At 73.0% G+C, this 15402-nt stretch carries 3 protein-coding genes; all 3 read right to left on the bottom strand.

Going from position 1 to position 15402, the window contains the following annotated elements:
* Positions 1–27: 27 nt before the first annotated feature.
* Genes ACM9LD_RS13500 through ACM9LD_RS13510 form a run of 3 tightly spaced genes read right to left on the bottom strand, consistent with a single transcriptional unit; the run spans position 28 to position 15241 of the window.
* Positions 28–5481 carry an ATP-binding protein gene (locus tag ACM9LD_RS13500; RefSeq protein WP_415677151.1) on the bottom strand — a complete coding sequence of 1818 codons (5454 nt, stop codon included), beginning with the start codon at positions 5479–5481 and terminating at the stop codon, positions 28–30.
* Positions 5482–5501: 20 nt separating this feature from the next.
* Positions 5502–5927 (bottom strand): holo-ACP synthase AcpS, encoded by a 426-nt coding sequence (acpS, locus tag ACM9LD_RS13505; protein ID WP_415677152.1) that lies wholly within the window; start codon positions 5925–5927, stop codon positions 5502–5504.
* Positions 5928–5944: 17 nt separating this feature from the next.
* A complete protein-coding gene (locus ACM9LD_RS13510) occupies positions 5945–15241 on the bottom strand; it encodes a fatty acid synthase subunit beta domain-containing protein (protein WP_415677153.1) in 9297 nt (3098 codons plus the stop codon).
* Positions 15242–15402 lie beyond the last annotated feature (161 nt).

The raw sequence follows: 15402 nt of genomic DNA on the forward strand, positions 1-15402 counted from the left end.
CCCGACGGTGCCCTTCGAGCGTGCGTCCTACTGCGCGGCCTCGATCACCGAGATGATCTTCGGGCGCAGGTCGGCGGCGGCGATGATCTCGTCGACCGAGCCGACCTCCACGGCGCGACGGATGCTGTGCACCCCGTCGAACTCGGAGGCGACCTCGCCCAGCTTCTCGGCGCGGACGGAGCCGCGCACCTCGTCGAGCTCGGCGAGCAGCGCCGCGCGCTCGGTGCCGGTGGCCTCGGCCACCTGCGCCTCGAGGTCCTTGACCCGCGCGTCACCGGCGGTGCGCGCGTTGACCTCGCCCGAGAACACCACCGCGGCGGCGGGGGCGCCGCCCAGCACCGAGGCGAAGGAGCCCTCGATGGCCAGCACCGTCATGTTCGGGTTCAGCTGCTTGCTGAAGACCACGAACGCGCCGCCGTGGTATCGCGAGATCACGCAGAACACGATCGGGCCCGAGAAGTTGACGATCGCGCGGCCGATCTCGGCGCCGTACTCCAGCTGGAGCTTGCGCAGCGACTCCGGCGAACCGTCGAAGCCCGACAGGTTGGCGAGCACCACCAGCGGCCGGTTGTCGCTCGCCGCGTTGATCGCGCGCGCCGCCTTCTTCGACGACTGCGGGAACAGCGTGCCGGCGGTGTAGGTGTCCGGGCCGTCCGTCGCCGGGAAGCCCAGGCGCGGCACCGACTTCGACTCGATGCCGAGCAGGCAGACCGGGATGCCACCGATGTGCACGTCCTGCACCACCGCGGTCTCGGCGTCGGCCATGCCGGCCCACCGCTCGAGGACCTCGTGGTCCTGGTCGGACAGCGCGCGCATCACGGTGCGGATGTCGAAGGGCTTCTTGCGATCCGGGTTCTTCTCCGCGGAGAAGATGTCGCCGACCGTGGTGAAGTCGCTGTCGGCCAGCACGTGCGGGAACGTCGTGATGTCGCGATCGGACGGATCCGTGGTCGCGGCACGACGCGGCGCCTGCTCGCCGGGTGCGATGTAGGTGTGCGCGTAGTGCCCCATCAAGATCTGGTGCGCGCCCATGAGATCCGCGGCCCAGTACTGCGCCTGGCCGTTCGGGCCCATGATGCGGTCGTAGCCGCCGATGCCGAAGTTGTCCTCCGCCGAGACGCCGCCGGAGAAGTCCAGCGACTGCTTGCCGGTGAGCACCATCGCCGACTCCGGCGTCATGATCAGCACGCCCTTGGTGTGCATGAGCATCGTGGCCTCGGCGTTCCAGTACGGCTGCGCGCCCACGTTGATGCCGGCGGAGACGATGTTGATCTCGCCGCCCTGCTGCGTGAACTCGACGATCTTCTTCAGCGCCGCCGCGACCCAGTCCATGTTCTCGGTGCCCGAGTCCATGGAGATGCGGGCACCCGCGGAGAGCGCGTACCACTCGACGGGCAGCTCCATGCGGTGCGCGAGGTCGATCGCCGCGCTGATCCGGCGGCACTCCGCCTCGGCCAGCGCGCCCAGCGACTTCGTCGGATCGCCCAGCAGCAGAACGCGCTTGACGCCCTCGGGGTACAGCTCGGTCGCCGTCGAGATGACGCCGACCACGATGCCCGCGGTGTTGCGGCCCTTCGGCCGGTCGGTGGGCACCAGCACGTCGGCGATGTCGCCCTCGGCCAGCTCGTACTCGACGAAATCGCCCAGCGCCGCGGTCAGCTCGTACGGGTAGACGGTGTTGCGGCTCGCGGCGCGCAGCACCTTCTGCCGGTAGCCGTCGATCGGCTCGACGGTGTCCTCGACCGGCTCGCCGATGTGGAGGTCGGCACGACCGGTGGGGCTGAACGACACCCGCACCTCGGTCTTGACCAGCTCGCCGGTCGCCGCGTCGCGGCGACGGCCGATGAGCAGCACCTCCTCGAGGCCCGCGCCGACCGTGGTCGACTCGATGTGCCCGGCGAGCGCCTCGAGCTCCGCGTCGCTGAGGTCCACCGGCGGCCAGATGTACATGACGATCCGGTTGGTGGGCAGCCGCTTCGCGCTCGGGCGGGCGGCCTGGGCCCGACGGATCGAGTCCACGCACGTGGCGAGCGCGATCTCGGCGGTGGGCAGGGCCAGCAGGCGGCCGTCGGCGTCGCGCACCGCGGCGAGGTCGCGGACCTGAGCGAAGGCGACCAGGCGGTCGTCGGCCGGGTTCTCCTTGGCGACGGCTCGGTACAGGTACACCTCCTCGTCGTCCGACGAGGTGAGGCGCGTCAGGTCGAAGCGGCGCAGCCGCTCCAGCTGCATGCGCTGCGCGATGTACGGGTGCAGGCCGCGGATCAGGCGGTCCTCGACGACCCCGTTGGTCGCCGCGCGGAAGGTGAAGTGATGGTGCATGACCGCGCCGCCACTGCCCGCGACGGTGATCGTCACGCGACGCACCTGCGCCGGCAGCGGGTGCGCCGACAGCACGCTGTCGAACGCGGCCACCATCTCGTCCTGATCCTCCGGCTGCTGCTCCCAGCTGAGGTAGATGTCGGCGTCCACCGACGCCGCGCCCTCGGCGACCTGCGCCAGCCCGGCGACCGCGTCACTGAGGCCGTCGTAGGCCACGGCGGCGGAGGCGAGCAGCGCACCGTCGCGCTCGGCGACGACCCACTCCGCCCCGGCGACCTCCTGCGTGCGGACCTCGGTGAGGCCCTTGTTGCCGTAGTACCGGCGGGTGAGGACCTCGAGCATGACGGCGTTGTCGGTGGGGTGGTCCCCCGCCAGGCGCTCGCCCAGGAGCAGGACCAGCGGCTCGGTGCTGCGCACCATCTCCGCGATGCGCTCGGAACGGTCGGCGGCCGTGGGGTTCTGGTCGAGATGCGTCAGGTGCGCACGGACCGCCGAGTAGACGCCCTCGCGGTTGCCGCGCAGCAGCGGCTGGCCGAACCAGGCGAAGACCACGCCGCGGGCGAGGTCGGCGATCACCGGGTACCGCGACTGCGTCGCGTCCATGAGCCGCTCGAGCACGGCGCGGGCATCGCCGCCGCCCTCGACCGACGGGGCCGGCTCGCGCAACCACTTGCGCAGCAGCGCCGTGAGGACGCGGACGCCGACCTTGGGCCGCTGCTGCGCCAGGAAGACGCGGAAGACGGCCGACTCGAGATCCGCGGTGCGCTCGAGCTCGGTGACGCCGTAGTGGCCGAGCGCCGCGGCCAGCTTCGCCCGGTACGAGTCCGGCAGGCCGGCGCGGTCGGCGTCGAGGCTGCGGAGGTAGGTGTGGAAGTGCTCGCGGGGGCTGTGCACCTCGTCGTCGCCACCCACCGAGCGGCGCAGGCCCAGCTCGGCGAGGTCGGCGAAGACGCTCGCCAGCGCCAGCTCGGCCGCCGCGGGCGCGGCGCCCTCGAGCTCGGCCGCGACGCGGTCCACGAGGTACTCGTCGAGCAGGCGGCTCTCGTCGGCCGGATCGACGTCGTAGCCCAGCAGCTGGCTGCGCAGGGCCTCGCGGCCGGCGGCGGCGCGCTGCACGGCGCCCACCTGCGCGGGCTCGGCGGGCAGGTCGATCGGTCCGGCGGCGGAGCCGGCGGCCTCCTCGTCGCCGTCGCCGAGGGGCTCGAGGCGCAGCAGCGGCGCGCCGGCCTCGACCTGGCTACCGACGGTGACCGCGCACTCCTTGAGCCGCGCCGAGAACGGTGCACGGAGCACCGTCTCCATCTTCATCGACTCGAGCACGAGGATCGGCGCACCGGCCTCGACCTCGTCGCCGACGGCGAGCGGCACCGCGACCACGAGCGCCGGCGCGGGCGAGCGGACCACGCCGCCCTCGTCGCGGCTGACGCGGTGCGTGACGCCGTCCACGTCGACCACGTGGACGGGGCCGTGCGTGCCGGTGGTGAGCCGGTACCGGACGCCGTTGACCACGGCCTGGCCGGTGTGGTTGTCGAAGCGCTCCAGATCGACGTCGGCGGTGCGGGTCTCCGCACCGGCGTCGATGACGAGGCGGAAGCTGTGCGCGCCGGTGCGGGCGACGCGGACGCGGTAGCTCGCGCCGCGCAGCTTGAAGTCCAGCGGAGTGCCGCTCTCGTGCTGCACCTGCGGGCGGCCGCCCGACGCGGTGGCCAGCAGGCGGGTGAGCTCGGTGCGCTCCTCGTCCTCGTAGGCGTCGATGGCCGCGGAGGCCAGGGCCACGGAGGTGTGCCGATCGGCGACCAGGCGGCCCTCGCCGCGGACCCGATCGATCCAGCCGGTGTCGGCGCTGCCGTCGATCACCTCGGGCTGGTTCAGCAGGTCGAGCACGAAGCTCTTGTTGGTCGCGCCGCCCTCGATGATGACGCGGGTCTCGTTCATGGCCCGACGCAGGCGGCCCAGCGCCTGCTCGCGGTCGCTGCCGTACGCGATGACCTTGGCGATCATCGAATCGAAGTCGGCGGGGATGGTGTCGCCCTGCGAGACGCCCGTATCGATGCGGATGCCCGGGCCCGCAGGCAGGTCGAGCAGCGCGATGCGGCCCGGCGCCGGCGCGAAGTCGCGGTCGGGATCCTCGGCGTTGAGGCGGGCCTCGATGGCGTGGCCGCGCTCGACGGGACGCTCGCCGTCGAGCTTGCCGCCCGAGGCGACGTGCAGCTGGGCACGGACCAGGTCGAAGTCGTTGGTGACCTCGGTGATCGGGTGCTCCACCTGGAGGCGGGTGTTCACCTCGAGGAAGGCGAGCAGGTCGTCGCCCGGGTGGTACAGGAACTCGACGGTCGCGGCGCCGCGGTAGCCGACCTTGATGGCGAGGCGCTCCGCCGACTCCTTGAGCCGCTGCACCTGCTCGGGGCCGAGCACCGGCGACGCGGACTCCTCGATGACCTTCTGGTTGCGGCGCTGCACGGAGCAGTCGCGCACGCCGAGGGCCCAGGCGGTCTCGCCGTCGGAGATGACCTGCACCTCGACGTGGCGGGCGCCGGTGACCAGGCGCTCGAGGAAGACGACGCCGCTGCCGAAGGCGCGCTCGGCCTCGTCGCGGGTGCGCAGGTAGGCCTCCTCGAGATCGGCGTCGGAGGCGACCATGCGGATGCCGCGCCCGCCGCCGCCGGCGGTGGCCTTGAGCATGAGCGGGTAGCCGATGTCCTTGGCCTTGGCCTTGGCGTCCTCGAGCGTCTCGACGGGGCCGCGGCTCCACGGCGCGACGGGGACCCCGACCTCCTCGGCGATCAGTTTGGCGCCGATCTTGTCGCCGAGCTGCCGCATCGCCTCGGGGCTCGGCCCGACGAAGGTCACGCCGACCTCGGCGCACTTCTCCGCGAAGACGGGATCCTCGGCGACGAAACCCCAGCCGACCCACGCCGCGTCGGCGCCGGTCTCCTGCAGGGCGGTGCCGAGCAGCTCGTAGTTGAGGTACGGGCGCGCCGCAGCGGGGCCCAGGTCGTACGCGATGTCGGCCTCGCGGACGAAGGTCGCAGTGCGGTCGACGTCGGTGTAGAGGGCGACGGTCTCGATCTGCTGCCCGGTCTCGGCGGCCAGGTCGCGGACCGCATGGATGAGGCGCATCGCGGCCTCACCTCGGTTCACGATGGCGATTCGGCTGAACACTCGCTTGTTCCCTTTCGGCTCTATCCGGTGCGCTCGTGCGGTCCGCTCGGACCGTCGCGCTCTTCAGTTCTCTCGATCACCGCGAACGCCGCCGCGGTGTCACCGTCGTGGGTGAGTGACACATGGATCGTCGCACCCGGCCCGAGGTCGGCCGCGATGCGGCCGTACACCCGTACCGCCGGCCGTCCCCAGGCATCGGAGACCACCTCCACCTCCCGCGCGCCGACCTCCTTCTCGGCCGGCCGCTGGGCGTAGAAGCCCGACGAGAACGCCTTGAAGACGGCCTCTTTGGCCGCCCACCGGGCGGCCAGAGAGCGCACGTCGCCCGCGGCGTCCCGTCGTTCGGCGGGACTGAACGACGAGAGCATCGTGGTCCCGGGCTGCGCGAGTTGCTCCGCGAACCCGGGCACGTGCACCACGTCGATCCCGACTCCCACCACGGCCATGGCGGAAGCCTATCGGGCTACCGGCATCCGTCGGCGCAGTACGTGCCGTCGGGTCCCAGCCGCACGGCCTCGTCGAGCAGCAGGGCCGCCTCGGTCCGGTCCGTCGCCTCCGAGGTGGCGTCGGCGCCGAAGCGCCGGCCCGCCGGGGGCTTGCGGTACAGGCCCGACCGGCCGCACATCGCCGACAGCACCGCACGCCGACCCGCGACCTCCCGCTCCCGCGCCGTCGCCAGGTACTCGGCGCGCGCCGCCGGGTCGAGCGAGGCCAGGAAGGCGTCGCGGTGCACGACCGCGATGAGGCCCGAGACGTGGCCGAAGCCGAGCGAGGTGAGCAGGCCCGCCTTGGGACGGAAGCCGTCGTCGAACCGGTGCGTCTCCCGCAGCCAGACGAGGTGCGGGAACTTCCGCATCTCGTCGTCGACGCAGTCGAGGCTGCGGTTCGGCGGGAGCACCTGATCGTTGAGCATCTGGCACATGCCGATCAGCTGGAAGGCGGCGGCGCCGCCCTTGGCGTGACCGGTCAGCGACTTCTGCGAGACCACGAACATCGGGGCGCCCTCGGAGCGACCGATCGACGCGGCGATCCGCTCGTGCAGGTTCGCCTCGTTCGGGTCGTTCGCGTTGGTCGACGTGTCGTGCTTGCTGATGATCGAGACGTCGTCCGCCGCCACGCCCAGCTGGCGCAGGCTGCGGGCCATCGGGGCCTCCGGGCCGCCGGCGGCCACGGACAGCGCGCCCATGCCCGGCGCCGGGATGGAGGTGTGCACGCCGTCACCGAAGCTCTGCGCCCACGCGACCACGCCGAGCACCGGCAGGCCCATCTTCGCCGCGATGTCGCCGCGGGCCAGCAGCACGGTGCCGCCGCCGTTGGACTCGACGAAACCGCCGCGACGCCGGTCGTTGGCGCGGGAGAAGCGGCGCGGGCTGATGCCCTTGGCCAGCATCTTCTCGCTGTCCGCGGTGGCCTGCATCATGCCGAACCCGGTGATGCCCTCGATCGACAGATCGTCGAAGCCGCCGGTGACCGCGAACAGGGCCTTGCCGACCTTGATCTTGTCGACACCCTCCTCCACCGAGACCGCCGCCGTGGCGCAGGCCGCGACCGGGTGGATCATGGCGCCGTAGCTGCCGATGTAGCTCTGGACGACGTGCGCGGCGACGACGTTCGGCAGGGCCTCCTGCAGGATGTCGTTCTGGTTCGGCTCACCCAGCAGGGTGTTGATGAACAGGTCGCGCATGGAGCTCATGCCGCCCATGCCGGTGCCCTGCGTGTTGGCGACGTGCGAGGGGTGCACGTACTCCATCAGCTCGGCCGGCTCGAAGCCCGCGGAGATGAAGGCGTCCACGGTGGCCACCAGGTTCCACAGGGCCAGGCGGTCGACCGACTCGATCATCTCGGGCGTGATGCCCCAGTGCGTGGGGTCGAAGCCGTCCGGGATCTGCCCGCCGACACTCCGCAGCAGCTTGGTGCGGCGCGGCACGCGGATCTCGGTACCCGCCTTGCGGGTGACCCGCCACTCGCCCGACTCCATCGGGACCGCGACGGTGTTCTCCGGGTCGGCGTCCGCGAAGGCGCGGGCCTCGGCCTCGTTCGCCACCACGAAGGACATGTCCTCGGGCAGGAAGACCGACACCAGCAGCGGCGCGGACTGGTCGACGATGTCGCCGTCGTCGCTGAACTCGCGGATGCCGCAGCGCTCCACGACCGCGTCGTGGTACTTGTCGGCCAGCTCCGCCTCGGGGACCAGGTCACCCGACTCGGCGTCGTACCAGCCCGGCTCCGGGTCGTTCTCCCACGTGATCATGCCGGTCACCCAGGCGAGCTCGGCGACGCCCGCGGCGGAGAGCCGCTCGTCGACCTCCATCTCGAAGCGGGTGCGCGAGCTGCCGTACGGGCCGACCTCGCCGGCGCCGACGATCACGACCATGTCCTCGGGGCGGGCCTCGACCGAGCCCCATTCCGGGTCGCGGAGGGTCGCCACCGGGGCGCCGGGGAGGGCGTCGATGGTGCCCTCGTCCTCGGCCTCGGCGGCCTCCGCCAGACGCGCCTCCATGGCCTGCTCAGCGAGGGCCTTCATGTCCAGGTTGACGCCGCCCAGGCCGCCCGTGAGGTCGTCGAACAGCGGGGCCGTCGCGGCCCGCTCCCGCGCCTCGGCGCTGGCGTTCGCGAGCAGCTTGTCGGCCATCTCGAAGGTCGACCAGGTGCGCACACCGGCCGCCTCGACGGCCTCGACCAGCGGGTCGTTGCCGCCCATGAGGCCCGTGCCGCGGACCCAGCCGATGATGGCGTGGGCCAGGGTGACGCGCTCCGACCAGGACTTCTCGGCGTTCCAGCGGGTGACGAGGGCGTCCAGGGAGGCCTTCGACTCGCCGTACGCGCCGTCGCCACCGAACATGCCGCGGTTCGGCGAGCCCGGGAGCACGACGTGCAGGCGCGAAGCCAGGTCGGTGTCCTTGCCGATGGCGGCGAGGCCGGCGATGAGCCGCTCGACCGACCACAGCAGGATCTTCATCTCGAGCTCGGCGCGCGGCCCGGCGTCCGACATGTCGCCCGAGACGCGGGGCGCCGCGAACGGGAACAGCATCGTCGGGACCAGGGCCTCCTTGTGGACCGTGGTGTACGGGCCCACGGTCTCGGCCTGGCGCTCACCGATCCACTCGACGAGCCCGTCGACGTCGGCGTAGCTCGCCATGTTCGCCGGCACGATCCACAGGGCGGCGTCGGTCCGGGCGCTGGTGCGGTACAGCTCCTTGAAGAAGTCGAGGCGCTTGTCGTCGAGCCGGCTGGTCGTCGCGATCACCGTCGCGCCGCCCGCGAGGAGGCGCGCGGCGACGGCCGCGGCGATCGACCCGGCGGAGGCGCCCGTGACGACGGCGACCTCCCCCGCGTAGACGCCCGGCTCCGGGCTGCTCTTGGCCAGGCCCGAGAGGAAGGCGTACGCCCGGGCGTGCTCGGTGCGGCCGGCCTCGGTGGCCTTCTTCTCCCACCACTGCGCCTGGTCCTGCAGCGCCTTGCCGGCGCCCTTGGCGGTCTCCAGGATGTGCTTGCTGTAGGTCGGGAACGTCGCCGGGTCCATGTTCCACACGCGGAGCAGATCCTCGCGGGCGCTGGCCCAGCGGTCGTCGATGAGGACGGCCTTGTTGGCGTCGAAGGCCGGCGCGACCGAGGTCGCCCAGTCGTCGCCCAGTTCGGTGGCGATCAGCGCGGCGAGCCGCTCCGACTCGTCGTCGAGCGCGGGCAGGCCGCCCTCCTCCTTCGCGAGCCCCAGCTTCTGCAGCAGCACGCGGGCCGAGGAGGCGAGCGCGCCGTCCTCCCCCGTGATCGCGGAGGTGAACTCGGCCAGCGCCGCGGCGTCGACGGTCGCGCCGCCGCCCCCGCCGCCGGCGGAGGGCTTGCCGACGGGCACGCCCTGCGCGGCGCCGACCTCGGCGACCGCGCGGTCGATCAGCGCGTCGAGCGCGGCCGCGTTGGAGACGGGGCCGTCGAGCAGCGTCGCGAGGTCGCCGCCGCGGACCGAGGCGCCCTCGCGGGTGCCGGTGGCCAGCGCAAGCACGGTGTGCTGCGCCCAGCCCGGGCCCAGCTCCCACGTGCCGGTGACGTACTCGGTGATGTAGTTCGGGCGCTTGCCGGTGGAGCCCAGCAGCTTGCGCAGCTGGTTGCCGACGGTCTCCGAGAGCACCGGGCCGAGGGGCTTGTAGGTGCGCGCCAGCTTGGTGACGGTGCCGGCCAGCGTGGGCAGGTCGGCCTCCGCGGCACCGTCGATCGCGCCGAGATTGAGCTCCGAGCCCAGGTCGAGCAGGAGCTGGTTGCGGCGCGAACTCACGCCGTCGCACAGCGTCTCGATCGTGTCGGTCTTCTCCAGCTGGTCCGGACGCATCTTGGTCCAGATCGCGATCATGGCGCGCGTGGCGTCCGCGGCGTCGAACCCGAGGTCGGCCGGGCGGGGCCCGCCCGACGGTGCGCTCGCCACCGGCGCGGCGGTGGGCGCCGCGGCCGCGGGGGCGGCGGCGGGCGCGGCAACCTCGGCGGGCGCGTCGGCACCGTCGTCCTCCGGCACGTCCTCGTCGGTCGCGAAGACCTTCGCGGCGTCGCGCTCGGCGTTGAGCACCGTCGCGGCGGCGCGCTGGTAGGAGGCCAGGGCCAGGGTGCGGCTGGCGAGGTTCGCGAGCGTCGGGGCGGACGCGAGGCCCACCTCGATGAACCGCTCGACGCCCAGGCCGCCGTGGTCGGTGTCGATGAGCAGCTGGTCCTGCGTCTCGATCCACCGGACCGGGCTGGCGAACTGCCACGCCAGCAGCTCGATGAGCAACGTGCGGGCGGTGGCCATCGGGTCGGCGGCGGCCGCGTCCCAGTCGGCGACGAGCGCGCGGACGGGCTCGCTGGGCACCACGTCGAGGATGGAGACCGCGAAGTCGGCGGTCAGCTCGAACGGGCGGGCCACCAGGTTCGGCAAATACTTGCCGACGAGCTTGGTGTAGTCGAACTCGGCGGGCACCAGCTCCTGCAGGCGCGCGGTGAACTCCGGCACGCCGTCGCGCAGGACCGAGGAGTGGAACGGGATGTCGATGCCCGGCACCAGTTGGAAGGCCTTCGGGCTGCCGGTGCGCTCGGCGATCGCCTTCTCGAGCGCGTCGAGCCCCGCCTGGTTGCCGACCACGACGTACTGCGCGCCGCGCAGGTTGAGGTTGACGATCTCGGCGAACTCGTCGGCGCCCTCGAGATTGCCCTCGACCCATTCCGCGATGTCGGCGTCGTCGACGTCGAACAGCTCGGGGCGGAGCGCGGCCATCGCGTAGGGGCTGCGGCCCTGCTCGTCGCGGGGCACCAGCTGCTGCATGATGCGGCCGCGGTGGAAGACGGTCTCGAGGATCGTGCCGAGCGGCAGCACGCCGGCGGAGGCCAGCGCGTTGTACTCGCCCACCGAATGGCCGGCGATGATCGGATCGTCGACGCGGGCGCCGATCTCGGTGAGCTCGGCGAGCTGGGCGCAGGCCACGGTCGCCATCGCGACCTGGGTGAACTCGGTCAGGTACAGCACCCCGTCGGGATGGGTGTAGACGGTGCCGTTCGCGCGGATCGACAGCGGGTTGTCGCGGACCACGGCGAGGATGGAGAAGCCGAGGTTCTCGCGGGTGTGCGCGTCGGCGGCGTCCCAGACCTCGCGCGCGGCCTTGCTGCGCGAGCGCTGGTTCAGGCCCATGCCCTTGCCCTGGATGCCCTGGCCGGGGAAGACGTACGCGGTGACGGCCGGGAAGGCCACGGCCGAGGCGGCCATCACGAGATCGTCGCCGACCCGCGCGGTGACCTCGAGCAGCTCGCCGCCGCGGTCGATGCCGACCCGCTCGACGGTGAACTGCACCTCGTCGCCCGGGAGCACCATGCCCAGGAAGCGGGTGGTCCAGCCGCGGATCTTTCGGTGCATGACGTCGCCGTTGGAGGCGGAGGCCACCTGCTGCGCGGCGGCCGAGAGCCACATGCCGTGGACGATCGGGCCGGGCAGGCCGGCCAGGCTGGCGGCGACCTGCGAGGTGTGGATCGGGTTGTGGTCGCCGGAGACGGCCGCGAAGCCGCTCATGTCCTGCGGGGCGTTGACCACGGCCTGCCGGACCCGCTTGCGCGGGGTCTCGGTGGCGGTCTCGCCGCGGGCGCCGCCCGCGGGCTGCGGGTCGGCCAGCTCGGCCTCGCCGGTGCGGCCGCGGATCGCGAAGCGCTCGGTCATGACGACGGCCGGAGCGTCGGCGCCGGGGGCGCGGACGTCGATGCCGACGGTGACGACGGTGCCGATGTCGGTGGCGGTCACGTCCTCCAGCCGCGCGGTGGCGCGGTAGGCGCCCGGCGTCGGGTTCGCGGCCAGCTCGATCGCGTGATCGAGGTGCACCAGGTCGAGCATGCCCTCGACGACGGGGCGGCCCTCGGCGGTGGTGGCGGCGCCGACCACGGCGAAGGACGCGGGCCAGCACAGGCCGACGAAGGCGTCCGGCACGGCCAGCTGCTCGTCGCCGTACAGGGCCGACAGGCCGACGGGGAGGCTGTCCGCCGTGATCGCCGCGTGGTCGGCGGCGTCCTCGGCGCGGAACTCGAAGTCGATGGTCGCGGCACCGTCGGAGACGGCGGGCAGATCGCCCGCGGCGGCGAGGGCGACGAGCTTCGACATGGACTCGCTGGCGGCGCCGAGTTCGATGACGGGCACGCCGCCGTCGGCGCAGCTGTCGGGGACCTGGATCGGGATCACGAGGTCGGTGCCCGAGACCGGGATCTCGAGGACGACCGCGTTCGGGCCGGTCACCCGCAGGCGCGCGCCGGTGGCGGAGTGCAGGGCGGAGTCACCGTCGGCCTCGACGGTCCAGGTGCTGCCCGCGCCCAGGCGGGCGATGGGGCTGTGCACGAGGCGGCCGGCCCACAGGATGTTCGTGGCGGCCAGGGCCCGCGCGAGCGGCACGGACTGGACACCCGGCACGACGCGGCGGCCGGCGACGGCCTCCGCGACGACGCCCTCCGCGAGGCGGCGGCGGACCAGCTCGGCCTCGAAGCGGTTGAGCAGGTCGCCGACGGGCTCGTCGACGCGGGTGATGCCGGCGACGGCCTCCGGGCCGGGGATGATGCACACCTCATCGGCGGAGTAGCGGGGCGAGTGCGCCTGCCACAGCGAATCGGAGCGCCACCAGCGGCGGACGTCCTTGTCGACGACGGGCACGAAGTTCACCGGCTTGCCGGGGGTGCGGCACAGCGAGACGAAGAAGGGCACGTCGGCCGGGTGCAGGCGGGTGTCGGCGGCCTCCGGGTAGCGCTGGAGCAGGCGATCGAGCGCGGCGTAGGCGTCGTCGGTCGCGGCGACGTCCGCGAAGGCGGTCTCGATGGGGCCGCGGTCCTCGGGCGCGAGGCGGGCCTCGGCGCGGTGCAGCATCGACAGGAAGCGGTCCTGGTGGGTGATGTCCAGCCAGCCGTAGTCGCCGAAGCGGCTCGCGTCGGCGGCGGCGAGCTGCTCGCGAGTGCCGACCGAGAGCTCGAGGTAGCGCTCGAGCCACTGCGCGTATGTCATCGCGTCGGCGTCGCCGAAGTAGGGCTTGGCGGTGCCGGCCATCGCGGCGACGATCTCGTCGCGGCGCTCGGCCACGGCGTCGCCGTCACCGGCGACCTCGTCGAGCAGGCGGCCGCACGCGGAGGCGGTGTTGTCGATCTCGTGGATGTCGGCGCCCAGCTGGCTGCGGCCCGACGCCATGCCGCCGCCGGCGTGGCCGGCGCCGATCCAGGCGGGGGTGCCGGGGATCTCGGCGAGCAGGCGCTTGACGTCGTCCGACGTCGTGGCCTCGAGCGTCGCCATCGCGGCGGTGCCGACGAGGATGCCGTCGACGGGCATCGCGGGGGCGCCGTACTTGCGCGACCACTCACCGGAGAGGTACTGGGCCGCCAGCTCGGGCGTGCCGATGCCGCCGCCGACCGCGAGGACGACGTTGTTGCGGTCGCGGAGCTCGGCGTAGGTCACGAGCAGCAGCTCGTCGAGGTCCTCCCAGGAGTGGTGGCCGCCGGCCTTGCCGCCCTCGACGTGCACGATCACGGGGAACTGCGGGACCTCGGCGGCGATGCGCGCCACCTGGCGGATCTGCTCGACGGTGCCCGGCTTGAAGGCGACGTGCCGCATGCCGGCCTCGGTGAGCTCCTCGACGAGGGCCGTGGCCTCCTCCAGCTCGGGAATGCCGGCGGTGATGATCACGCCGTCGAGCGGGGCGCCCGCGGCGCGGGCCTTCTGCACGATGCGCTTCCCGCCGAGCTGCAGCTTCCACAGGTACGGGTCGAGGAAGAGCGAGTTGAACTGCGCGGCGCGGCCCGGCTCGAGGAGCGCGGTCAGCTTCTCGACGTTGTCGGCGAAGATCGGCTCGGTCACCTGGCCGCCGCCGGCCAGCTCGGCCCAGTGGCCGGCGTTGGCGGCCGCGGCGACGATGCCGGGATCGACGGTGGTCGGGGTCATGCCGGCGAGCAGGATCGGGCTGCGGCCGGTGAGCTCGGTGAAGCGGGTGGACAGCACGGTGCGGCCGTCGGGCAGGGTCACCAGGCGCGGCGAGAACTCCGACCAGGCCAGCGGGAGCTCCGGCACGCCGCCGGGCGAGAAGAGGTTGCGGGCGCCGCGCAGCGTGGTGGCGGGCACGAGGCCGACGCCGCGGCCGCGCGCGGGGGCTGCGGAGAGCTTGGTGGCGATGTCCTCGGGGCCGAGGTCGATGAGCCAGCGGGCGCCCTTGCCGATCGCGCCGTCGACCTCGTCGACCCAGTCCACGGGCTCCACGAGGACGGCCGCGGCGAGGCGGGCGGCGGTGGCGGCGTCGAGGCCGCAGCGCTCGGCCCACTCCGTGACCAGGCCGACGCCGTCGGCGAGGGCGGGGTGGTGGAAGCCGATGTCGACCGCGACGTCCTCGAACTTCGGCGCGAAGGCGGCGCCGCCGGTGAGCTTCTCCTTGCGCTGCTCCTCCTCGGCCTCGGCGACGGACTCGCAGAACTCGCGGAAGCCGGCGAGCAGCTTCGGGGTGCCGGTGAGCACGAAGGAGTTGCGGTTGTTGCGCACGGCGAGCACGGGGCCGCAGGCGTCGAAGGCGACGGTGGCGGTGAAGTCGGCGAGCAGCTTCTCGAGCTTGTCCCGGCGGACGCCGGTGACCGCCATCATCGGGGTGGCGCCGCCCAGAGCGACGAGGCCCTTGCGGCGGGCGACGACGCGGCCCGCGGCGCCGATGAGGCGCGCGATGGCGAGGAGGTCGCCCTCGTTGCCGCGCGAGGCGAAGGCGGAGACGGCGAGCAGGCCCTGCGAGTGGCCGATGGCGGCGACGGGCGGCACGTCCCACGGGTCGAGGCCCTGGGCCTCGAGGCCGTACAGGGCGACGAGCTGCGCGAACAGCACGCCGGGCACGGAGAAGACGGCACCGTCGACCTGCGGGGCGAGCAGCCGGCGCGACGCCGGACCCGCGGCGGCCTGCGCCTGGTCCTCGTCCTCGTCGGTGGTCTCGGCCTCGGAGGCGGCGATGGACGCGTCGCGCCAGCGCATCGGGTCGAAGGTCAGGGCCTGCGCGCGGAGCAGCTCGGCGCGGACGGGCTCGAGCACGCTGTCGGCGCGCGCGACGAAGCCGTCGAAGAGGTCGCGGTACTCGGGATCGTCGGCCAGGCCGGTCTGCTCCAGGAGCGAGACCAGACCGGGCAGCCAGGGGCCGCCCTGGCCGCCGAAGGTGAGCGCGTACTGCTCCCCCGCTGCCAACCTGTCCACCAGCGCGTCGTTGCTCCGCGGTCCCTTGGCGGTGCGTGCGTTGGCGGTGACGAAGTCGTCGACAGTCATGAATCTCCTCGGATCAGCTCGCTGCGCGCCGCTATGACGGCACGTCCGCGGCAGGCCCGCGGAAAACCCGTATTCCATAAGACCACAGGATTCGCACTACCTCTGACGTGCAGATATGTAACCAGTCGGTATACCGGCGAGTAGCTTGGAGATATCGATTC

Source organism: Tsukamurella hominis (genome assembly GCF_965137015.1).
Lineage (GTDB): Bacteria > Actinomycetota > Actinomycetes > Mycobacteriales > Mycobacteriaceae > Tsukamurella > Tsukamurella hominis.

Bases quoted from the DNA above. Each gene is read 5' to 3' on its own strand.
- acpS (WP_415677152.1), bottom strand. From the start codon at position 5,927: ATGGCCGTGGTGGGAGTCGGGATCGACGTGGTGCACGTGCCCGGGTTC.
- ACM9LD_RS13510 (WP_415677153.1), bottom strand. From the start codon at position 15,241: ATGACTGTCGACGACTTCGTCACCGCCAACGCACGCACCGCCAAGGGA.